This is a genomic window from Vagococcus intermedius (assembly GCF_029144185.1).
Taxonomy (GTDB): domain Bacteria; phylum Bacillota; class Bacilli; order Lactobacillales; family Vagococcaceae; genus Vagococcus_D; species Vagococcus_D intermedius.
Genome location: NZ_CP110232.1, coordinates 613,925 through 634,998, shown reverse-complemented (window position 1 = coordinate 634,998; position 21,074 = coordinate 613,925). Strand labels below are relative to the sequence as shown.

Annotated in this window: 20 protein-coding genes; 5 read left to right on the top strand and 15 right to left on the bottom strand. The window is 35.5% G+C overall.

Going from position 1 to position 21,074, the window contains the following annotated elements; genetic code table 11:
* The first annotated feature begins 25 nt into the window (after positions 1–25).
* Together OL234_RS02905 and OL234_RS02900 are read left to right on the top strand one after the other, a co-directional pair.
* Complete coding sequence (locus OL234_RS02905; protein WP_275469676.1) at positions 26–730, top strand: DNA/RNA non-specific endonuclease; 705 nt, start codon at positions 26–28, stop codon at positions 728–730.
* A gap of 12 nt (positions 731–742) precedes the next feature.
* Complete coding sequence (locus OL234_RS02900) at positions 743–1,330, top strand: hypothetical protein (protein WP_275469675.1); 588 nt, start codon at positions 743–745, stop codon at positions 1,328–1,330.
* Between the two features lie 34 nt (positions 1,331–1,364).
* On the opposite strand, the gene nagA is transcribed toward OL234_RS02900, so the two are convergent.
* The gene (nagA, locus tag OL234_RS02895) at positions 1,365–2,510 is read right to left on the bottom strand and encodes an N-acetylglucosamine-6-phosphate deacetylase (RefSeq protein WP_275469674.1); all 1,146 of its coding nucleotides are present in this window, start codon (positions 2,508–2,510) and stop codon (positions 1,365–1,367) included.
* Positions 2,511–2,740: 230 nt separating this feature from the next.
* Here nagA and OL234_RS02890 point away from each other — a divergent pair, with 230 nt between their 5' ends.
* Entirely contained in the window at positions 2,741–3,331 is a 591-nt protein-coding gene (locus OL234_RS02890) for a CDP-alcohol phosphatidyltransferase family protein (protein ID WP_275469673.1), read from the top strand.
* 20 nt (positions 3,332–3,351) lie between these two features.
* On the opposite strand, the gene OL234_RS02885 is transcribed toward OL234_RS02890, so the two are convergent.
* From OL234_RS02885 to OL234_RS02860, 6 genes are all read right to left on the bottom strand, one after another.
* The gene (locus OL234_RS02885) at positions 3,352–4,569 is read right to left on the bottom strand and encodes a pyridoxal phosphate-dependent aminotransferase (protein WP_275469672.1); all 1,218 of its coding nucleotides are present in this window, start codon (positions 4,567–4,569) and stop codon (positions 3,352–3,354) included.
* A gap of 168 nt (positions 4,570–4,737) precedes the next feature.
* Positions 4,738–5,400 carry an ABC transporter permease gene (locus tag OL234_RS02880; RefSeq protein ID WP_437184429.1) on the bottom strand — a complete coding sequence of 221 codons (663 nt, stop codon included), beginning with the start codon at positions 5,398–5,400 and terminating at the stop codon, positions 4,738–4,740.
* A gap of 2 nt (positions 5,401–5,402) precedes the next feature.
* Positions 5,403–6,329, bottom strand: coding sequence for an osmoprotectant ABC transporter substrate-binding protein (locus OL234_RS02875; RefSeq protein ID WP_275470101.1), 927 nt, complete (start codon positions 6,327–6,329; stop codon positions 5,403–5,405).
* 7 nt (positions 6,330–6,336) lie between these two features.
* Positions 6,337–6,969: an ABC transporter permease gene (locus OL234_RS02870; protein WP_275469671.1), complete on the bottom strand. Its 633-nt coding sequence runs from the start codon at positions 6,967–6,969 to the stop codon at positions 6,337–6,339.
* Positions 6,969–8,138, bottom strand: coding sequence for a betaine/proline/choline family ABC transporter ATP-binding protein (locus tag OL234_RS02865; RefSeq protein WP_275469670.1), 1,170 nt, complete (start codon positions 8,136–8,138; stop codon positions 6,969–6,971). The genes OL234_RS02870 and OL234_RS02865 overlap by 1 nt, the downstream gene beginning before the upstream one ends.
* A 248-nt stretch (positions 8,139–8,386) precedes the next feature.
* On the bottom strand, positions 8,387–9,124 hold the full coding sequence (locus tag OL234_RS02860) for an acyl-[acyl-carrier-protein] thioesterase (protein ID WP_275469669.1): 738 nt from the start codon (positions 9,122–9,124) through the stop codon (positions 8,387–8,389).
* A 177-nt stretch (positions 9,125–9,301) separates the two neighbouring features.
* Between OL234_RS02860 and OL234_RS02855 the strand changes: the two genes are divergently transcribed.
* Positions 9,302–9,952 (top strand): metal-dependent transcriptional regulator, encoded by a 651-nt coding sequence (locus tag OL234_RS02855; RefSeq protein ID WP_275470100.1) that lies wholly within the window; start codon positions 9,302–9,304, stop codon positions 9,950–9,952.
* A 228-nt stretch (positions 9,953–10,180) separates the two neighbouring features.
* Positions 10,181–11,704, top strand: coding sequence for a glucose-6-phosphate dehydrogenase (gene zwf / locus OL234_RS02850; protein ID WP_275469668.1), 1,524 nt, complete (start codon positions 10,181–10,183; stop codon positions 11,702–11,704).
* 64 nt (positions 11,705–11,768) lie between these two features.
* On the opposite strand, the gene ileS is transcribed toward zwf, so the two are convergent.
* From ileS to ftsA, 8 genes are all read right to left on the bottom strand, one after another.
* Positions 11,769–14,555, bottom strand: coding sequence for an isoleucine--tRNA ligase (gene ileS, locus OL234_RS02845; protein ID WP_275469667.1), 2,787 nt, complete (start codon positions 14,553–14,555; stop codon positions 11,769–11,771).
* Between the two features lie 281 nt (positions 14,556–14,836).
* Positions 14,837–15,820, bottom strand: a complete 984-nt coding sequence (locus OL234_RS02840; protein WP_275469666.1) for a DivIVA domain-containing protein — start codon at positions 15,818–15,820, stop codon at positions 14,837–14,839.
* 16 nt (positions 15,821–15,836) lie between these two features.
* Positions 15,837–16,619 (bottom strand): YlmH family RNA-binding protein, encoded by a 783-nt coding sequence (locus OL234_RS02835; protein ID WP_275469665.1) that lies wholly within the window; start codon positions 16,617–16,619, stop codon positions 15,837–15,839.
* Positions 16,620–16,651: 32 nt separating this feature from the next.
* Positions 16,652–16,918, bottom strand: a complete 267-nt coding sequence (locus OL234_RS02830; RefSeq protein WP_275469664.1) for a YggT family protein — start codon at positions 16,916–16,918, stop codon at positions 16,652–16,654.
* Between the two features lie 14 nt (positions 16,919–16,932).
* The gene (locus OL234_RS02825) at positions 16,933–17,595 is read right to left on the bottom strand and encodes a cell division protein SepF (RefSeq protein WP_275469663.1); all 663 of its coding nucleotides are present in this window, start codon (positions 17,593–17,595) and stop codon (positions 16,933–16,935) included.
* 22 nt (positions 17,596–17,617) lie between these two features.
* Complete coding sequence (locus OL234_RS02820) at positions 17,618–18,289, bottom strand: YggS family pyridoxal phosphate-dependent enzyme (RefSeq protein WP_275469662.1); 672 nt, start codon at positions 18,287–18,289, stop codon at positions 17,618–17,620.
* Between the two features lie 14 nt (positions 18,290–18,303).
* The gene (gene ftsZ, locus OL234_RS02815; RefSeq protein ID WP_275469661.1) at positions 18,304–19,611 is read right to left on the bottom strand and encodes a cell division protein FtsZ; all 1,308 of its coding nucleotides are present in this window, start codon (positions 19,609–19,611) and stop codon (positions 18,304–18,306) included.
* 22 nt (positions 19,612–19,633) lie between these two features.
* Entirely contained in the window at positions 19,634–20,989 is a 1,356-nt protein-coding gene (gene ftsA, locus OL234_RS02810) for a cell division protein FtsA (protein ID WP_275469660.1), read from the bottom strand.
* Positions 20,990–21,074: the final 85 nt, after the last annotated feature.

Genomic DNA, 21,074 nt, shown 5'->3' with positions numbered 1-21,074 from the left:
ACCATTGATAGAAAAGAGGGATAGCATGGCAAAAAAAAGAAACAATACACCTAAGTTAAGTCCAACTATTATAGCAATTGGGACGGTTGTTATTCTAATCTTAGGTGCATTCGGTGTTCAAACACCAGATTTTGTAAAAGACATCTTTGAAGTCGATCAGCCAAAGCAAAGTCAAAAATATCGTCCAAAAAATAATAACTCATCAAAAAAAGAGGCACCTATTCCAAAAGAAGGTCAAAACCCTGGAATTATCGAAAATGGCAACGCAACTTTTACAGCTGATGAGTTAAAGAACAGTTCAAAAGGATGGATTGAGTATCATTCAGTAGACCAATATGATCGTCCAACTGGGGCTGATGCTCTTATTACTCCAAAAATGATCAATACAGGGACTAAAGCAAATCCAGATGTGCGACCACCAGGTTTTATTTCTGGTTTAGATCCATACAATCATTCACGTGGGCATATCATTGGGCGTCAATTAGGTGGAAGTGGTGATGAGTATAAAAATTTAGTTACCATTTATCAAAACCCCGTTAACACCCCCATGATGACAAAGTATGAAAATATGGTACGAGCAGCAGCAGACAAAGGAAAAACAATACGATATCGTGTCTACCCTGTATATGAGGGGGACGAACCTTTGCCAACAGAAATTAGAATGGAAGGGCAAAGTTTAGACCCACAGCAAACCATTAATTTCAATATTACGATATTAAATCAAAAATAGGAGGAGTGCTTTATGGAACACGTCTTTGTAACATTACAACATTTATTAAAAGATACAACGGTCACAACCTTTGTTAAGCACTTTGACGACCGTCGTATTTATCAATACAATGAGTTTTTCTTGCTTGATCAAGATCGGATTAATCGCTTATTTAAAACAAATTTGGAAGAACTTGCTTCTGAAATCACCTTGACTCCAACTGATTTTGATTTAGAGGTTGTCAAAGTTGTGGCGATGACAATTGATGGTGATTTTATTTTAGCTAGTGATTCACAAGTTTTTGTCGTACCTAATACTATGGTTAAAGCCGATGTTGAAACTTTTGATATGCCTGTCATTGACTTTTTTGTCAGCTACGAAGAACATACTCTTAGTTCTTCTATTATTCCTACTTATGAGAGTAGCGAGCTGTCAGAGACGATCGATACAGCTAACAATGACGATAGTCTCGCACATGAGGAGACGTCTCAAATAAAACCTGAATCGTCGCACCAAAGCAAAGAACCACTTCAAAGTGAGTCACAAGAAGTGGTATCAAATACTACATCCACTCCTAAACAGAAAAAAGGACTACTTGCTAGATTGTTTGGAAAAAAATAAAAAAATGCATGAGCAATTCGCTCATGCATTTTTTTTATGCTTCATAACGTTTGATACCGTCTAGATAAGTTGCTTCTAATTCTAATTTATTTGATAACACAATGAAATCAGCATCTCGACCTGACGCAATCACACCACATTTATCATCAATATTACAGCTAACAGCAGGAATCAAACTTGCCATCATAACTGCTTGTTCTGGTGTAGCCATACCCCAATCGACTACATTTTTAAGTGCTTCTTTTAATTTTAAAATACTTCCGGCTAAGTTACCACTTTCCATACGTGCTGTACCACCTGCTACAGTCACAGGAAACTCACCTAACATGTAATCACCATCAGGCATCCCGCCAGCCATCATACAATCGGTAATTAAGGCAATATGATCATGACCTTTTGTTTTAATTAAAACATCCATTGCTTTATGGTGAACATGATGACCATCACAAATTAATTCAGCATACACATCATGTAATGTCATTGTTGCACCTACCATACCAGGTTCACGATGATGTAAGCCACGCATCCCGTTGAACGCATGGACAAAAACACTTGCGCCTGCTTCAACTGCTTTTTGAGCCTCTTCTAACGTTGCATCACTGTGACCTAAAGCAACGACTACCCCTTGACTGGTTACCTCTTTAACAAATTCAGATACACCTTCACGTTCTGGTGCTAAAGCTATTTTTTTAATTAAGCCGCCTGAGGCTTCTTGCCATTCATTAAATACTTCGATACTTGGATCAGAAAAATAACCGGGATTTTGTGCTCCCTTATATTTTTCAGTAAAAAATGGTCCTTCAAAGTAAATTCCTTGAATTTTAGCACCCTTAACTTCTTGATAGCTATCCCCAATCGTTTTAGCGACTTTTGTTAATAATTCTCGAGAAGAAGTTAGCGTTGTTGGTAAGAATGAAGTCACCCCACAAGACAATAGACCTTCTGACATTACTTTGATGCCTTCTGCGTCATTATCCATAACATCATGATTCATATAACCATGGATATGTGTATCAACTAACCCTGGAGCAATCCATTTTCCTGTATAATCAATGATTTCTTGCCCTTCACTGATCTCTTTAGAGAACTCACCAAATACCCCTCCATCAACAGCCAGGTAACCAGGTCCTACCATCCCACTTTTAAGAAAAAATTTATCAGCTTTTATATATTTTGTCATTTGAATTTCTCCTTCCACGTACTAGCTTTTATATACTCTAAATTACGCCTAATTAACGCAAATGTCAAGATTGGTGTATACCACTAATCGACTCTTCTATTCTATGCGGATATATTTTAAACTCACTTATTATCCTAGTCTTTTATTTTTTACAGTAATCAAGACCACCCTATTTGCATTTTGTGTTATACTATATTAATTAATTATTCAGAAATAGAGGTTATTTAACCATGAAGATTTTACCGGATTCTCTTAACTGGCGTCGCGATATTTTTACGATTCCAAATATTCTATCAACCTGTCGCATTATCTTAGTTCCTATTTACTTAAGTGTTATTTTAAATGCAAAGGATGATACTGATTTTTATTGGGCTGCAGCTCTTATTTTACTATCAGGCTTGACTGATTTATTAGATGGTTGGATTGCAAGAAAATTTAATTTAATAACTGAATTAGGCAAATTACTTGATCCAGTCGCTGATAAATTAACACAGGCCGCGTTAGCTTTCAGTTTAATTATTTATCATCCACAGATGTGGTCCGTTGCCATTTTATTGGTAATCAAAGAACTATTTATGCTGATATCAGGCTGGTTATTATTAAAAAAGAACATGAAATTAGATGGTGCTAAATGGTTTGGAAAAGTCTCGACTGCTGTTTTCTATGTCACCATGTTCGTCTTATTATTATTTCCCAACCTATCCACTCCTATTAATAATGCTTTAATTTGGTTGACGGTTGCCTTCTTACTCCTTTCTTTTATTCTTTATATTCGGGAATATTATTATTTATTTAAAAAAACAAAAAAAGCAGGTAGTTAAAACTACCTGCTTTTTTGCTGTTAACGTTGTTGATAAGTCGATAAAAAATCGGCCATATTTGTCGTCATCTCTTGTAAATCTTCTATCTTAGGTAAATAAACAACTCTAAAATGATCTGGCTGATTCCAATTAAATCCACCACCATGCACCATTAGAGTATGATGCTTATGCAAAAAATCTAAGATAAATTGTTCATCATTTTTTATATTAAATTTTTTGACATCAATCTTAGGAAAGATATAAAAAGCCGCTTTAGGCTTCACTGCTGTGATACCTGGTATGTCGTTTAATGCTTTTGTAATAAACTCTCGTTGTTCGTAGATACGTCCGCCCGGTAACAATAATTCATCACTACTTTGGTAACCACCTAGTGCCGTTTGAATTACTTGTTGGGATAAAACATTTGAACATAGGCGCATTGAAGCCAGCATATTTAATCCTTCAATATAATCTTTCACATAGCGCTTGTCTCCACTTAAAACCATCCAACCACAACGAAAACCTGCCACTCGATGAGACTTAGATAAACCATTGAATGAGACAACAAATAAATCCGGCGCAACAGTTGCCATTGGTATATGTTCGAGTCCATCCATCACTAAACGATCATAAATTTCATCTGCATAAATAATCAAATTATGTTCGCGAGCAATTTCTGCAATGCCTTCAAGGATTTCTCTCGGGTACAAGGCCCCAGTTGGGTTATTAGGATTGATAATGACAATAGCTTTAGTTTTAGAGGTAACTTTCTTCCGAATATCATCTAAATCGGGATTCCATTCAGCTTGCTCATCACAAATATAATGCACGGGTGTCCCTCCTGACAAGGAAACAGAAGCAGTCCATAAAGGATAATCTGGCATTGGAATCAAGACTTCATCCCCATTATTTAGCAGGCCTTGCATACTCATCGTGATCAACTCACTCACACCATTTCCTGTATAAATATCATTGATCGTAACGTTAGGAAAGCCTCTTAGTTGACAATATTGTTCGATCGCTTTGCGTGCAGAAAAGATCCCTCTAGAATCAGAATATCCCTCAGATTCTCTCACATTCATAATCAAGTCTCTTACTATTTCATTGGGAGCATCAAAACCGAATGGTGCAGGGTTTCCGGTGTTTAACTTTAAGATATTAATGCCTTCTTCAATCATACGATCAGCTTCTTCTAAAACCGGACCTCTTACATCATAACTTACATTATCTAATTTTCTTGATTTATAAAATTCTCTCATCCTTCTACTCTCCCTATCTTATACAAAACAAGACTTATATGGATTTAATTAATCTCATCTTTTTTTAATAATTATAAAAATACACCATTGTTAGAAAAAAAGCAACTAATTATCAGATAAATAAGAAAATGGTAGGAAGTCTTAAACACTTCCTACCATTTCTAAAAATTATTTTTGAATTTTAGCTGTTGGATCTAAGCGTTTTTCAACCATTCCTAATAACCAATCAACCATAATGGCCATCAAGGCTGTCGGCAAAGCCCCTACTAAAATTAGTGCAGTTCCATCTGTTGCGTTTGTTCCCCTAATGATAATATCTCCTAAACCGCCGGCACCAACGAAAGAACCTATCGCCGTAACCCCAATGGCAACAACCAAGGCATTTCTAATCCCAGCCATAATCACAGAAATTGATAAGGGTAACTCCACTTGAAATAGTAATTCAAAACGAGTCATCCCCATCCCTTTCCCTACATCTAAGATAGTTGGGTCAACCTGTACCATCCCAGTGTACGTGTTAGAAATAATGGGTAATAAAGAATATAGAAAGACCGTAACAATAACTGTATTCACACCTAAACCTAAGCCTAACATCAGTATAGATAACATTGCCAATGAAGGTACGGTTTGAATAACATTGGCTGAGCCTATCACCCATTTAGCTAGCTTACGGCGTCTTGCAATCATAATTCCTAATGGTATCCCGATCACTGCGGCAAAAAGTACACCATAACTTGAGATTAAAAAATGACGCATAAACTGGCTTAAAACATAACTCCCATTTTCTTTAAAATAATAGAAAAACTGTGCCATTACACCCATATCTTGCATACTTATGCGCCTCCTTTCTCTTCAAAATAATGGTTTTTTTGTAAGAATCTTTGTGCCACAATCTCTGGCTCTAGTAAATTATTATCAGCTTCATAATTTAATTGCTGCATCTTATCTGTTGTAATTTTTCCACTTAATTTACCTAAAACCTCATCCAATTCTGGATAAGCTTCCAACATCTCTTCACCTATTACAATCGAACAGTCATATGGTGGGAAGAAATGCAAATCATCTTCTAAGACTACCAAATCATAACTCGAAATCCGACCATCAGTTGAATAACCTAAGACCACATCCATCTTACCTGCATTGACAGCATCATAAACGAGTCCAATTTGCATTGGGTAAACTTTTCCAAAATCAAAATCGTATTCTTTAGTAAAACCTTTATAACCATCGCCTTTACGATCTAACCAAGATGTATCTACTCCTGCTGTTAAGTCTTTGGCAACATCTTTTAAATCACTGATTTTTTTCAAGTCATACTTCTCTGCTGTCTCTTTAGATACCATAAAGGCATAAGAATTGGCAAATCCATAAGAATCATACCATTTTTGATTAAAACGTTTTGCAAATTCTTTTTGAACTATCGCGATAGCTTTTTTAGGATCTTTTTCTGGTTCAGACTTCAGAACACCACTTAAATCAGTCCCTGTGTAACGGGAAGCTGAAATATCAACATCTTTATTTACCATGGCTTGGTGCATCACTGTAGATGTCCCAAGATTGTTTACCATATTTACCTTAAGATTAGTCTCGTGTTCAATCATTCCTTTCACAATCCCACTTAATATTTGTGACTCAGATGTTGATAAACTCCCAATCGAAATCGTATTGTCGCTTTTTTTACTCGGTAATCCTGGTAATGAACAGGCGCTCAATAATAACAGTGAAAAAATAGCCCCAACCATTACTAATTTTTTTCTAATTGTCATATTACTCGCCCCTTTCTGATACTGGCGTTAATTTATCTTCTAATTTACCAAATAGAAAATCAGTTACTAACGCCAAAATAGTAACAGGGATCGTCCCACCAATAATCAAGTCTGGTAAATAATTATTTAACCCACTAAAAATCAAATCACCTAAACCACCGCCGCCAATATATGAAGCTAACGTTGCCCAAGCAATGACATATACGGCTGATAACTTGATTCCTGCCATAATCGTTGAAAGAGCAGCGGGTATTTCAACCGTTAAAATAGATTGTAGATTGGTCATCCCCATTCCTTTAGCCGCATCTTTCAAATCAGGGTTTACATTGTCCATACCAATAAATGTATTTCGCAAAATTGGCAATAACGAATAAATAAACAAGGCGACTATGGCTGGGACTTTACCAACTCCTAAAATTGGAACCATCAAAGCTAATAATGCCAAAGATGGGATGGTCTGTAAGAGACTAGCAAACCCAATCACATAGCCTGAAATTTTAGGGGTTCTTGTCAAGGCTATCCCTAATGGTACGGCTACCAAAGCACCCAGCAATAGAGAAATTGCTGAAATGGCGATATGCTCGCCTGTTTTTAAGATTAATTCTTGACCATGCTCTAGTAAGAAAGTATTCATTATACTACCTCCTGACCTGAAGCCGATTCCTCATTAGTAATAGTTGATTCTTCTTCTCCCCAAACGGCATCATAAACAATGTCAACTAAGGACGACCGTGTGACAATTCCAACCAAGCGATTTGTCTCGTCTACAACAGGAACATATTTCAATCCACGCTTCAATATACGTTGTAATGTATCACGTAGGTAACTATCTTTTTTTACATAAAAGACGTCTGTACGTAGGATATCCCCTATGCTTGTAGCAGTCTTGCGATGACGGTTGATATCTTCCACGTCAACAAACCCTTTTAAGACACCTGTACCATCTACTACTAATAAGGTATCAACACGTTTATCACGCATCAAACTAATTCCTTCAGAAATCGATTTTTCTGGCGTAATTGCTATTGCAGCTTTTAGCATTACTTGTTCCACTGTTGTCTCTTCTTGTTTGGCTTGCATCAAACGATCCTCACCTAATAAATTTTCCACAAATTCATTAGCTGGGTTTTGCAAAATAGCCGTTGGCGTATCAAATTGAATAACTTTACCATCGTCCATAATTAAAATCCTATTTGCTAACTTCAAGGCCTCGTCCATATCATGCGTCACAAAAACAAATGTTTTCCCCATTTTAACTTGCAACTCTTTGACTAAATCTTGTAGAGACTCTCTAGTAATTGGATCTAAGGCACCAAAGGGTTCATCCATAAGAATTAAATCCTGATCGGCTGCTAGCGCTCTTACAACTCCAATTCTTTGTTGTTGTCCACCAGATAATTGACTAGGATAACGGTCTAACATTTCTCTTGGTAACTCAACTAAATCAATCATTCTATCAGCAATTTCATTCCGCTTTTCTTCTGGCCATTTTAATAATTTTGGCACCATCACGATATTTTCTCTAATTGTCATGTGTGGCATTAGCCCAATATTTTGGATCACATACCCAATCTTTCGTCGTAACTCAACCGCATCTTGTGTTTGAATATCTACACCATCTATTAAAATTTGACCTGATGTTGGCTCAATCATTCTATTTAAAAGGCGCATAGTCGTTGTTTTTCCACTCCCACTAGTACCAATAAAACAAACAAATTCACCTTTTTCAAAGGAAATACTCACGTCATCAACCGCAACTTTTCCACCTTTAAATATTTTCGAGACATTTTTATATTCAATCATTTTTTTACACTCCCTTTTGTCTTGAAAAAACTAATGATGTTCTTTCTAATAATCATTATAATTTAATTATGAGGGTCTTCCTCATTTTTTACAAGCAATAACCCTATTTAAACTAGCTATTTTAAACAAAATAACAAGTTAAAACTTTGATACTAAAGCTTTTTAGCTAGATTCCCATTATTTAAAATACTATTAGAATATGAACTTTTAAAAGTAAAAAAAAACGAAAAGAAAATATCTTTTCGTTTTTATTGCCAGTGAATATTAGCTACTGCACAACTTGTTTCATCCAATATTACTTGATGACAACTCATTTTGTTCAACGTTTCACTCACTGTTTCCAATGAACTCTTACTAGTAATTGTATCCCCATAGGCTACTTCTTTATCAAAACGAATGTTAACAAAAGTTGGCGTATGATTGATTAAAAAATCGTACTCTAAGCTATCGACCATCCAATCTAAATAACGAGCATTATTGACATGTTTATTTCCATCAATATCTGAAAATCTAACACGATAGGGACGTTCCTCGCCCTTTTCGATTACTGTTAGTGGCATTCCCCGTTTAATTTTTTTGATTTTTTCACACTCATAAGGGGCAATTAATTCTTCTGGAACACTTGTCATTTTGCGAGTTACTAGATCCATTAATACAAATGTTGAGTTAACTTTAACACACTCATTTCCATCTTTATCATGAATCCAAAAATCACGATAACAAAAATATTTATTATAAGTAGATGCTTGGGTACTAACTGCGACTTGCTCTCCTACTTCTGGCAAACGATTAATTGTGATTTCATGTTGGGTTATAACCCAACCCAAGCCTAAATTAGTCACATAATCTGTGCCACGATCAAAACTATCACTTTGAGATTCTGAAGTTTTGATCACAATGTTTAATAACATTGGCAGTGTTAGCCTACCTCTTACATCACATTCATAAAATGTTATTTCATGTTTCTCTGTAAATTTTGACGCCATTTTATCACCTTCAACTTTTTAGTTACCAACCTCTTTATTTTAGACTATAAAAAAATTACTGACAAGTTATTATGCTTCTTCAAAAAAATCCGCTTGCAGATAATTTTTTCATGCTTTACAGATTGCCCTACACTCAATAAATCTGATAGAATAGAAGAGAAAGCGAGGATGAAAGCAATGACACCAAATAAAGAAGACTACCTAAAATTAATTTTTGAACTAGGTGGTTATGAAAAAAAAATAACCAATAAATCGATTGTTGCAGGTTTAAATGTCTCTGCTGCCTCAGTAAGTGAAATGATCTCAAAGCTAGAGAAACAAGATTTTGTCAAACACTCTCCCTATCAAGGGGTTCAATTAACGGATTTAGGTTTACAACATGCCAGTTCTTTAGTTAGAAAACATCGTTTATGGGAGGTATTCTTAGTCGAACATCTCAACTACTCTTGGAATGAAGTCCATGAAGAAGCTGAAGTTTTAGAACATGTTACATCTTCTGAATTAGCTAGTCGATTAGAATCGTACCTTGATTTTCCAAAAGCATGCCCACACGGTGGTGTCATCCCTGGTGATAATCAACCTATTCAGGAACATAAGTTTTCTTCTCTAAATGACTTTAAAGAACAAGATAAAGTCATTATCAAACGAGTTATCGACGAAACAGAACTGCTAGATTATTTAGCCAGTATTGGTTTGAATATCAATGATACAGTCACAATTAAAACAGTTGGTGCTTATGAAGGCCCTTTGACCTTGGTCAACAATCATGGAAAAAAATTACATGTTAGCTATAAAGCAGCACATAATATCTTTGTAGCACCACTCTAATATCCCTATCTTATTCAAAATCATTATTTTTATCTTATATAGTCAAATTTACCTAAAAACGCTAACGCTTGCTAGGCAAGCCGTTGGCGTTTTTTTAGTAACACGGCATTTTTTTTAAAAGGTCAAAACCTTGCTTTGACGCGGATAAACCGCTAAAATAAGTACGGGAATGAATTCTTTCCGACACAAAAATCTGTTTATTGAATAAAAAATGTTAGGAGTCGTCACATGTCAAACGAACAAATTGCATTGTTTACTATTTTTGGAGGTACAGGTGATTTAGCCAAAAGAAAACTTTATCCCTCACTCTTCCGTCTCTACCGTAAAGGTTTCTTAAAAGAGCGTTTTGCTGTTATCGGGACTGCTCGCAGAGAATGGACCGACGACTACTTTCGTGAGGTAGTCAAAGAAAGTCTGATTGATTTTGACTCATCTGAAAACGAGCTTGATAGTTTTGCTAGTCACTTTTATTACCAATCTCATAATGTGACTGAAACAGAACATTATCATAATTTAAAAAAATTAGCGACCGCCCTTGATGAAAAATATCGCTTAAATCAAAATCGTATTTTCTATTTAGCTATGGCGCCTAATTTTTTTGGTTTAATTACTGAGCACTTAAAATCTGAAAAAATTGTGACACCGGACGGTTTCAATCGCTTAATTATTGAAAAACCTTTTGGAACTGATTATAATTCTGCTGCTAAATTAAATGATGAAATCCGTGGTGCTTTTGAAGAAGACCAAATTTTTAGAATTGATCATTATTTAGGCAAAGAAATGATTCAGAATATTTCAGCTATTCGCTTTGGTAATAATATCTTGGAATCACTATGGAATAATAAATATATCGATAACGTTCAAGTTACTTTAGCCGAAGCCTTAGGTGTTGAGGAACGTGGCGGTTATTATGATAAAAGCGGTGCCCTTAAAGATATGATTCAAAATCATACCTTACAAGTTGTATCATTATTAGCAATGGAAGCACCCGCTATCTTTACTGAAAAAAATATCCGTGAAGAAAAAATTAAAGCACTTAATTCAGTTCGAATTTATTCACCTGAAGAAGTCAAACAAAATTTTGTTAGAGGACAATATGGTGCTGGAAAATTAGCCGGGAAAGAATTTATTAATTATCGTGACGAATTAAATGTTGACCCTCAATCTGAGACCGAAACGTTCGTTGCAGGGAAATTAATGATTGATAATTTCCGTTGGCGTGGTGTCCCTTTTTATGTCCGTTCAGGTAAACAACTGACTGAAAAAGGTACGCGTATTAACATTGTATTCAAACCGACACCTATCAATGTTTTCCGCAGTGAAAATGAAACAGCTTGCCAAGCACAAGACACCCCTCGAAATATTTTGACCATCTATATTCAACCAACTGAAGGTTTCTCTTTAACCCTAAACGGGAAAGAAATTGGCGATGGTTTTAATATTAACCCGGTCAAAATGGACTTCCGTCATTCTGCAGATACCTTAGACAATAGTCCAGAAGCTTATGAGAAGCTTATATTAGACTGTTTGAAGGGTGATAGCACCAACTTTACCCACTGGGACGAAGTTGCTCAATCATGGCGCATTGTCGATGTTATCCGTCACGTTTGGGATCAAGAAACCACCGAGTTTCCTAATTATGCTAGTGGGACAATGGGACCACAAGCTGCTTTTGATTTATTAGAACGCGACGGTTTCAACTGGATCTGGAACCCAGATGAATGGTACCGTGAACGAGGTCAATTAAATTAATGAAAAAGCAACCAAGTCATCAGAATGACTTGGTTGCTTTTTTTATTAATTGGCTAAACTAATTCTAGCTTTCAAATCCTTCCGCTACTGCTTCAGGATAGGCCGTTTCAACAATTGTTGCACAACGATCACATAATGTTTCTAATTTTTCATGACTGCCAACATCTTCCTTAACCGCACGACAACGAGAACATACTTCCCCTTGTGCTTTTTCTACCAAGATTGACATCCCTTCAAATACTAAAGCTTTTTCTGGAACCATAGCTGTTGTGTCAGCTACTTCAAATTGAGAAACAATTAATAATTGACCTAAATTAGAATCCAATGCTTTAATTAATGTTGCAATTGGTTCACTTGGGAATAATGTTACTTTAGCTTCAAATGATTTACCAATTAATTTCTCATTACGGGCTTCTTCTAAAGCTTTCAATGTATTATCTCTTAGCTCCATAAAGCTTGACCATTGTTCCATTAATTCTTCTTGGTTAGCAAATTCTTGATAACCTGGAAGTTCTGCTAATTGAACAAACTCTTCTTCTTCTTTTAAATAACTCCAGATTTCTTCAGCTGTGTGAGGAACAATCGGTGTCAATAATTTCGTCATCGCTACAAGCGTTTCATAGAAAACAGTTTGCATACAACGGCGATCATAATTATCTTCAGCTTCAATATACACAACATCTTTAGCAAAATCTAGATAAAAGGCTGATAGTTCAGTAATACAGAAATTAACAATTCCTTTGTAAGCTGTTGGGAATGAGTAGACCTCATAAGCTTTACGAACGGTTTCAATTAATTCATTTAAGCGCACCATCATATATTTATCAACTGAACGTAACTCTTCATAAGCAACCCCATGACTTGTTGGTTCAAAATCATTAGTATTGGCTAATAAGAATCTCATTGTATTTCTGATTTTACGATAAACCTCTGAGACTTGGTTTAAATTATCCATATCCACTTTAATATCTGATTCTGAATCGACACTAGCGACCCATAGACGAATAATATCAGCACCCATTTGTTTGATAACTTTGTTTGGTTCAATTGTATTTCCTAATGATTTACTTTGTTTACGTCCTTTTTGATCCATAATAAACCCTTGTGATAGGACTTGTTTGTAAGGTGCCACACCATTAATAGCGACACTTGTTGTGATACTTGAATTAAACCATCCACGATACTGGTCTGATCCTTCTAAGACTAAATCTGCTGGGAAGGTCAAGTTATCACGTTGTTTTAAAACAGCTTGGTGAGACGAACCTGAGTCAAACCATACGTCCATAATATCTGTCTCAGTTTTGAAAATACCATTTGGACTACCTGGGTGTGTGAAACCTTCTGGCAATAATTCTTTGGCATCACGCTCATACCAAACATCAATTCCTTCTTTTTCAAAAATTTTAGCAACATGTTCAATTGTTTCGACAGTCATAATTGGTTCTTCATTTTCTGCGTAGAAAATAGGTAATGGTACGCCCCATGCGCGTTGACGAGAAATAACCCAATCACCACGATCACGAACCATATTATACAGTCTTGTTTCTCCCCATGGTAAGACCCAATCAACTTTTTGAACTTCCTCTAAAACGTTATCTCTAAATTTATCAATCGAAGCGAACCACTGTGCCGTTGCACGATAAATAACTGGTTTTTTAGTTCTCCAATCATGTGGATAACTATGAGTAAAGAAGTCTAATTTTAATAAAGCACCTTTTTCTTCTAATAACTCAGTCACCATTGGATTGGCTTTATCATAAAAAATACCTTCAAACCCAGGAGCTTCATCAGTATAACAACCTCTAGAGTCAACTGGAGATAAGATATCTAAATTATATTTTTTCCCTACTTGATAGTCATCATCACCATGACCTGGTGCCGTATGAACCAAACCTGTCCCAGCCTCAAGTGTCACATGCTCTCCAACCATCACTAAAGAATCACGATCGTAGAAAGGATGTTGAGCTGTCATTAATTCCATATCAGCTCCTTTAATTTCTGAAAGAACTGTCACATCTTCCCATCCAATTTGTTCTGTGACTTTTTCTAATAACTCTTTTGCCACAACAAACTTGCGTCCATCAGCTTCAATGACATTGTAAATATATTCAGAATTGACAGAAATACCTAAGTTAGCAGGTAACGTCCATGGTGTGGTTGTCCAGATAATGAATGATGTATCATTATCTAATAATCCTTTACCATCTTTAACTTGAAAAGCCACAAAAATTGAAGCAGATTTTACATCTTGATACTCAATTTCTGCTTCTGCCAATGAAGACTCACTAGAAGGTGACCAATAAATTGGTTTTAACCCTTTATAAATATAGCCTTTTTCGGCCATTTTACCAAACACACGAATTTGTTCAGCCACATATTCTTTTTGTAAAGTAATATATGGATTATCCCACTCTCCAGCAACTTCTAATCGTTTAAAATCTTCACGTTGAGTGTTAACTTGTTCCATCGCATATTCTTCACATTTTCGTAAATAGTCTGCACGTGACATTTCTTTACGTTTAATTCCTTTTTTGGTCAAGGCTTGCTCAATCGGTAGACCATGTGTATCCCAACCAGGAACATATGGTGCTCTAAAACCTGACATTGATTTTGAACGGATAATAATATCTTTGCTAATTTTATTCAAAGCATGTCCAAGATGAATATTCCCATTAGCGTATGGTGGTCCATCATGTAAAACAAAAGATGGTTTGCCTTCATTTAATTTTTGTCGGCGTTCATAAATAGCTTGTTCTTCCCACTCTTTTAAAGATTTTTCTTCATTGACAGGCAAATTACCACGCATCGGAAAACCTGTCTTACCAAGTTGTAATGTTTCTTTTATTTTCATCCTTATCTCTCCCCTTTTATAACTTCTTTCATACTATAAAAAAACACATCATCCCCTATAATAGGGACGATGTGCTCGTGATACCACCCAGATTCAGAAATTTAGACTAGCTTAAATTTCCCTCTCTTTATTCGTAACGAGAATAACACGTTGTTTGCTAAAACTTAGATAAGGTTCACAAACAATAGCTATGAAGGATCTTTCTTATAGTCAGTGTCTGTCAATCTTTCACTATCATTGACTCGCTTTGAGAATAACTATAAGCTTTTCTATTTCATATTTTATAATCTAGTACGTTCACGACGGCTCATTGTTTTTTCGCCATCTTTTTTACCTGATGGTGACATAACTTTTGAATCAGTCGTTACAACTGTTGTTTTTCCCATTAATGGGTTTTGATTATTATTTGCAGCAGCTGCTGCTTCATTTGTTTTTCTAATTAAATCTTCTGAAATAACACTTGTATCTGTTAAAGATACTTTTTTAGCCCCTCTATTTTTTACCATTTCTCCTGAAGGCTGAACTGGTTCAGTTGATAAAGTAGGTTTTTGTGCCACTGGTGCTTTTGGCGCTGCTGGTGCTTTTGGTGCTGCTGGTGCTTTTGGCGCTGCTGGTGCTTTTGGCGCTTGTGGCGCTACTGGTGCTTTTGGTGCTACTGGTGCTTTTGGCGCTACTGGCGCTTGTGTTTTTTCTGCTTCGCTAACTGATTGACTTGATACGCGCTCTTCTGATGAAGGGTAGCGTAATAAGTCACTCCAATCTTTGCTCTTAACCATATCTAATTGAGAAGAAAGTAACAATGATAATTTGCGATGGAATTCGCGAGTTTCTTGTTTTAGCTCATCTGTTTCTTTTGTTAATTGATCAGATGTATTTGTCGCACGGTCCATAATTTCATTAGACTTGCGTGTTGACTCTGCTAATTGGAAAGCAGCTTCCGCTTTAGCTTTACTTACAATACGCTCAGCTTCAGAATTCGCTGTTGATAATATAACTTCTGATTCTTTAGCAGCAGTATTTTTTAATTTGTCAGCAGTATCTTGCGCTACAATAATTGATTGGTTCAAAGCATCTTTTAGTTCATTGAAATATTTAACTTTTTCATTTGCATGTTTTAATGATTTTTCTAATTCACGATTTTCTCTTAGTACCGTTTCATAGCTTTCAATAATTTGATCTAAGAAATCATCAACTTCATCTTGATGGTACCCTCTCATTTTCGTTGAAAATGATTTGTTTTTAATGTCTAATGGACTTAATCCCATTCTTTTCACCTCTTAGTTATTTTCTTAATACTCCAAGTTCCAATTTGAACTTGTCCTTTTTACTTTTACCTTCAATCTCACGTAACTGAATTCTACCAAAACCTCTTATCGACATAATATCTAACAAAGCAAGAACCGTATCAACTCGTTCAGTCTCAGTCCAATTAACTTTAACTTTGTTACTTTCAATTAATAACTTAGCCCGTTGTCTCGATATATTAAAAACCGAAGAGATGATAACATCAATCCGCAAAGATGTTACTGTCAAATGTTCAATTTCCCAGGTATCTTTTGGAATAAGAATATCTGTATATGAACATTCATTTATCTTAATAGGAACTTTTCCAATCTTATCAAACTGTGCTTCGATAAAATTGGCCATATCTTTTTTTACAAAGAACTGCCAACGAAAACCATCAGAAATAATATCACCAAAAAATTCTCGCCTAATACCGGTACTTAATAAGGTTCCTAAAATTTTACCATGAGATAAATCACAAAATTTTGTAGGATAGTTGATCTCATAATTGACTATATCAAAATCATCTAAATCTAGTGCATAATAATCAGGATAAATCAACGCTCTCTTACGCTCTGATTGCTCATAGCCACCATAAAAACTAAATTGTAGATTGCCATTACTTTTTGCTAGCATTTCTAAAATATAAGCTTGACGTGGGTCTAAAAAATCTGTTAAGTAAGGAGCATATTGACCTTCAACTTGAGCTATCCAATCACTTACCATGTCCACAAAAGGATGCTCCTCTTTCCGAAAATGCTGGTAAACATTTACATTCATAGAATCACATCCTTTCTGGTTAACCTTTTATCTTATACAAATAACATTAAGAAATTAATTAAAATCCTCGTTCCAAAGTTCAATACAATTACAGCTATCATAATTGAAAAACCAATACCACCAATATTCAAATTGAGTCTATCAAATATTCTAATATAAGGTTCACAAATACTTGCTAAGAAACGGCCAATAGCTGAGTCGTAAGCACCTGGAAACCATGATAATAATGCATAAATAACCAATGCTCCTGAGTATAATTCAGATAAAAAGGCTATAAAGTTGACCAATGTATATAACAAATCAACACATCCTTCTAATAGTCTCTAAATTGTGTTTTTAATAGACTTTGAGCAGTTGCACTATCAATCTCCATATTTTTAGGAGTACAAATGAATAATTCTCCACTAATACGTTGAATATCACCGTCAATCGCATAGACAATCCCTGTTAAGAAATCAATAATACGTCGGGCTTGCTCTTCTTCTACTAAATGAAAATTAATAATAACAGCTTCTTCTCGGAAAAGCGATTGTGCAATATTTTTTGATTCTGTATAAGTACGTGGTTCTACAATAGAAATTTTTTGCATACCAGAATCTCCCGGTTGCTTTTGATTAGGAACACGTTCATTTTGACCCAACGTTACAATTTTTTCAGGAATGCGGGTATTTTCACGTGTTTCATTTTCTAGTCTAATATTTTTTTCACGAGTAGCTGTCGCTGCTTGTGTCTTTGGTTGAGCAGCTGTGGCCGCTTTTTGAAAAATCTTCTTTGGAGATTTAGCTTGAGTCATTCTCTGACTAGGCTGATTATCATTCGTAGAATACTCGGACTCTACTTTCTGTTGTTTTTGGCTAGAAGAAACAGGCTGATTTTCTTGAACTTTTTGAACAGGCTTACCTGCTGGTTCAAAATCATCGCTTTCGTTTAGGCCGAAAAACTTTTGTATTTTTTCAGTTGCTATCAACATATTCATTATTACTCATCCTTCGTGTTTTCTAGTCGTTGAAAAAAGCTGTACCAATTCTAACATATGTTGCTCCAGATTTGATCGCTAACGCATAATCTTGACTCATTCCCATACTTAATTCTGAGCATGGTGCATAAGATAATTTCAAATTTTCAATCTCTAAACGTTTTTTTGCAACTGCATCAAAACCTGTTTGAATTTCAAAATCATCTGCTTCACGTGGAGCCATTGCCATTAAACCAACAACTTTTATTTTATCAAACTCCGCAAGAGATTTAATAAAATTAATTGTTTGAGATAATGATACGCCCTGTTTCGTTTTTTCGCCAAAAACATTTATTTGAACAAAACAATTAATACTGTGATTCGCTCGTTTTTGTATTTCTTCAGCTAGTTTAAAATTATCAAGGGCATGAAAATAATCAATTTCATTAATTACTTTCTTAACTTTTCTTCTTTGGAGGGTTCCAATTAGATGCCACTCTATATTTTCCGACCTAAAATATTCTTTTTTTTCTAAAAAACTATCCACACGATTTTCAGCAAAAGAATTATAACCTAAAGGTAATAATTCTTTTGCTGTATCGCATGAAACCGACTTAGTCACAGCAAGTACTTTAACATCTTTTATGTCACGATTACTTGCTTTACATGCCTGAGATATATTCAATTTTAACTTGTCTATATTCTTCTCAAACATCCAATGACCTCACTTTATTTATTTCTACGGAAAAATGCAGGTGTATTTAATTCATCATCTTCTGTTGATACAGCATCTGTTGGAACAGAATCGAACTCTTTTTTAGCCATTTTTTCAATCTTTAAATCTTCTGTTTGATTGACAGCTGATGGATCGCGACGAATATCCCAATCACCTAGAACACTAGTTGTTGTATCTTTTTTTGGAGTTTCAACTTCAATTTTAGAACCAAAATTTTGCGGTTCATTTGTTACTGCAACAGCAGGATCTAATTTAGGTTGTGATACTTGTGTTGGAGCAGCACTTTGAACACGAGTTGAATGATTTACTCTCGGTGTGCTATGTTCTTTTTTTTTTTCGTTTTTTGAAGGATCAATTCCTGTTGCAATAACAGTTACAATAATTTCATCTTTCATATCTTCATTAATTGAAGTACCTAAGATAATATTTACATCACCATCAGCAGCACCTGTTACAATATCTGAAGCATCTTGTGCTTCGAATAATGTCATATCTAAACCACCTGTGATATTAAGCAAGACTTGTTCAGCACCTGCAATTGATGTTTCCAATAATGGTGAAGCAATTGCTTGTTTTGTTGCTTGAACAACACGGTCTTCACCAGTTGCTGCTCCAATACCCATTAGGGCTGTTCCTTGATTTTCCATTACTGTTTTAACATCAGCGAAATCTAGGTTCACATAACCTGGTGCTGTAATTAAATCAGAAATACCTTGAACACCTTGACGCAACACATTGTCTGCTTCTCGGAAAGCTTCTAAGATAGGTGTCTTTTTATCAACTACTTCTAATAAACGATTGTTTGAAATGATTAATAGGGTGTCAACATTTTCTTTTAACTCAGCAATACCTTCTGCTGCATAACGACCACGTTTTGGTCCTTCAAAACTAAATGGACGCGTCACAACACCTACTGTTAAAGCCCCTAATTCTTTTGCAATTCTGGCAACTTGTGGCGCTGCACCAGTCCCAGTACCGCCTCCCATACCAGCTGTGATAAAGATCATATCGGCACCTGTTAGCGCATCTGCAATTAATGTTTCACTTTCTTCTGCTGCTTTTTTACCAACTTCTGGCTGTGAACCTGCACCTAAGCCACGTGTATATTTAGGTCCTAATTGGATAACTGTTTCAGCTTTACTATCTTTTAGTGCTTGAACGTCCGTATTAGCTACGATAAATTCAACACCTTTAACGTTTCCTTCTATCATACGGTTAACAGCATTTCCACCGCCGCCACCAACACCGATTACTTTTATAATTGCACCATTGTCAATATTATTATCAATTGAAAATTCCATGTGAGTCATCCTCCTAATTTAGTTAGTCAAAAATATTAGCCAGGAAGCCTTTTAATTTCTTTTTGACATTACCTTGATTATTTTCATCTGTTTCGATTTCTTTTTCTTTAACTTTTTGTTTTTTTACTGGTTTTTCAGGTACATAACTTTCTTGTACCATTGGTTGACTCTCTTCATTATATTCTTCTTCTGGAAGACTTGTGAAAATAATCGTTTCACCAGTAACAGCTGCATTGGCTAATTCGTAAATATCATCTAATGATGAACCATACTCCACAATACTAATAGCATTAGAAAAGATTGGATTACGTAAGCCCATATGATTTGGAACATATAATTTAACATGCGTTCCAAATACTTCACTAGCTAACTCAATCACACCTGGTAAGCTAGCATTTCCACCTGTTAAGATAATCCCACCAGGTAAATTTAAGGCATCAGTTGGTGCCAATGCTTTTTTAGCTTTATTAAAAATTTGTTCCATACGTGCTTCAATGATTTCTGATAAGTAGCGCTCATCAACTTTTACCGGCTCATCTTGTCCCACTACTTCAACTGGAAACTCTTCTTCTTCTGAAGTATTTGCAGGATAGGCATCCCCGTAATTAACTTTGAAAAACTCCGCATTATTTAAAGAAGTATTTAAAACAACCGAGATGTCTTTCGTAATGAATTCGCCACCTTCTTGCTCAACATGTGTGAAACGCATATCACTTTCAAACATCACTGAGGTAGTAGTTTGGCCGCCCCCCATATCTATTACAGTTGTACCAAAATCTTTTTCACCTTCAGATAAAATAGACTCTGACAACGCTAATGGTGTAATGACTAATTTATCCAATTGTAAACCAGCTTTTTCCACACATTTACAGATATTATGAACAATTGTTTTGGGACCTGTATAAACAAGACCTGACATGTCTAAACGAACACCAATCATTCCACGAGGGTCTTGAATTCCTTCAAAACCATCAACCTTAAACTCTTTAGGAATAAGTGATATGACTTGACGTTCTGGTGGCGTAGCACGGACAACCGCTGCTGCAGCAACATTATAAACATCTTTATCTGTGATTTCTTTTGCTTCAGTATTCACTGCAATCATGCCTTCGCACTCTGCCACTTCTAATAAGTTAGCTGGAAGACCAACATTTACTGAACGAATGTTGATTCCTGATTTTTCTTCTGCTTGATTTATTGCACGTTTAATTGAATTCGCTGCTTTGTCAATATCAATAATAATGCCTCTGCTTAATCCTTCTGATTTCGCATTGCCGACACCTATAATATTAAGTTGCCCTTCAATATACTCTGCAACAACAACTTTAACCGATGTGGTCCCAATATCTAGGCCAACATAAATACCTGTTTTTGCCATGAAAGGTCGTCCCTCCTAAATTTACTTCCAGTTTATATCCATTTTTATTTGATCCTATTTTATTAATTGAATAAAAATAAATCAT

Coding starts and splice junctions, on each gene's coding strand:
- OL234_RS02905 (WP_275469676.1), top strand. CDS start 26: ATGGCAAAAAAAAGAAACAATACACCTAAGTTAAGTCCAACTATTATA.
- OL234_RS02900 (WP_275469675.1), top strand. CDS start 743: ATGGAACACGTCTTTGTAACATTACAACATTTATTAAAAGATACAACG.
- nagA (WP_275469674.1), bottom strand. CDS start 2,510: ATGACAAAATATATAAAAGCTGATAAATTTTTTCTTAAAAGTGGGATG.
- OL234_RS02890 (WP_275469673.1), top strand. CDS start 2,741: ATGAAGATTTTACCGGATTCTCTTAACTGGCGTCGCGATATTTTTACG.
- OL234_RS02885 (WP_275469672.1), bottom strand. CDS start 4,569: ATGAGAGAATTTTATAAATCAAGAAAATTAGATAATGTAAGTTATGAT.
- OL234_RS02880 (WP_437184429.1), bottom strand. CDS start 5,400: ATGCAAGATATGGGTGTAATGGCACAGTTTTTCTATTATTTTAAAGAA.
- OL234_RS02870 (WP_275469671.1), bottom strand. CDS start 6,969: ATGAATACTTTCTTACTAGAGCATGGTCAAGAATTAATCTTAAAAACA.
- OL234_RS02865 (WP_275469670.1), bottom strand. CDS start 8,138: ATGATTGAATATAAAAATGTCTCGAAAATATTTAAAGGTGGAAAAGTT.
- OL234_RS02860 (WP_275469669.1), bottom strand. CDS start 9,124: ATGGCGTCAAAATTTACAGAGAAACATGAAATAACATTTTATGAATGT.
- OL234_RS02855 (WP_275470100.1), top strand. CDS start 9,302: ATGACACCAAATAAAGAAGACTACCTAAAATTAATTTTTGAACTAGGT.
- zwf (WP_275469668.1), top strand. CDS start 10,181: ATGTCAAACGAACAAATTGCATTGTTTACTATTTTTGGAGGTACAGGT.
- ileS (WP_275469667.1), bottom strand. CDS start 14,555: ATGAAAATAAAAGAAACATTACAACTTGGTAAGACAGGTTTTCCGATG.
- OL234_RS02840 (WP_275469666.1), bottom strand. CDS start 15,820: ATGGGATTAAGTCCATTAGACATTAAAAACAAATCATTTTCAACGAAA.
- OL234_RS02835 (WP_275469665.1), bottom strand. CDS start 16,619: ATGAATGTAAATGTTTACCAGCATTTTCGGAAAGAGGAGCATCCTTTT.
- OL234_RS02825 (WP_275469663.1), bottom strand. CDS start 17,595: ATGAATATGTTGATAGCAACTGAAAAAATACAAAAGTTTTTCGGCCTA.
- OL234_RS02820 (WP_275469662.1), bottom strand. CDS start 18,289: ATGTTTGAGAAGAATATAGACAAGTTAAAATTGAATATATCTCAGGCA.
- ftsZ (WP_275469661.1), bottom strand. CDS start 19,611: ATGGAATTTTCAATTGATAATAATATTGACAATGGTGCAATTATAAAA.
- ftsA (WP_275469660.1), bottom strand. CDS start 20,989: ATGGCAAAAACAGGTATTTATGTTGGCCTAGATATTGGGACCACATCG.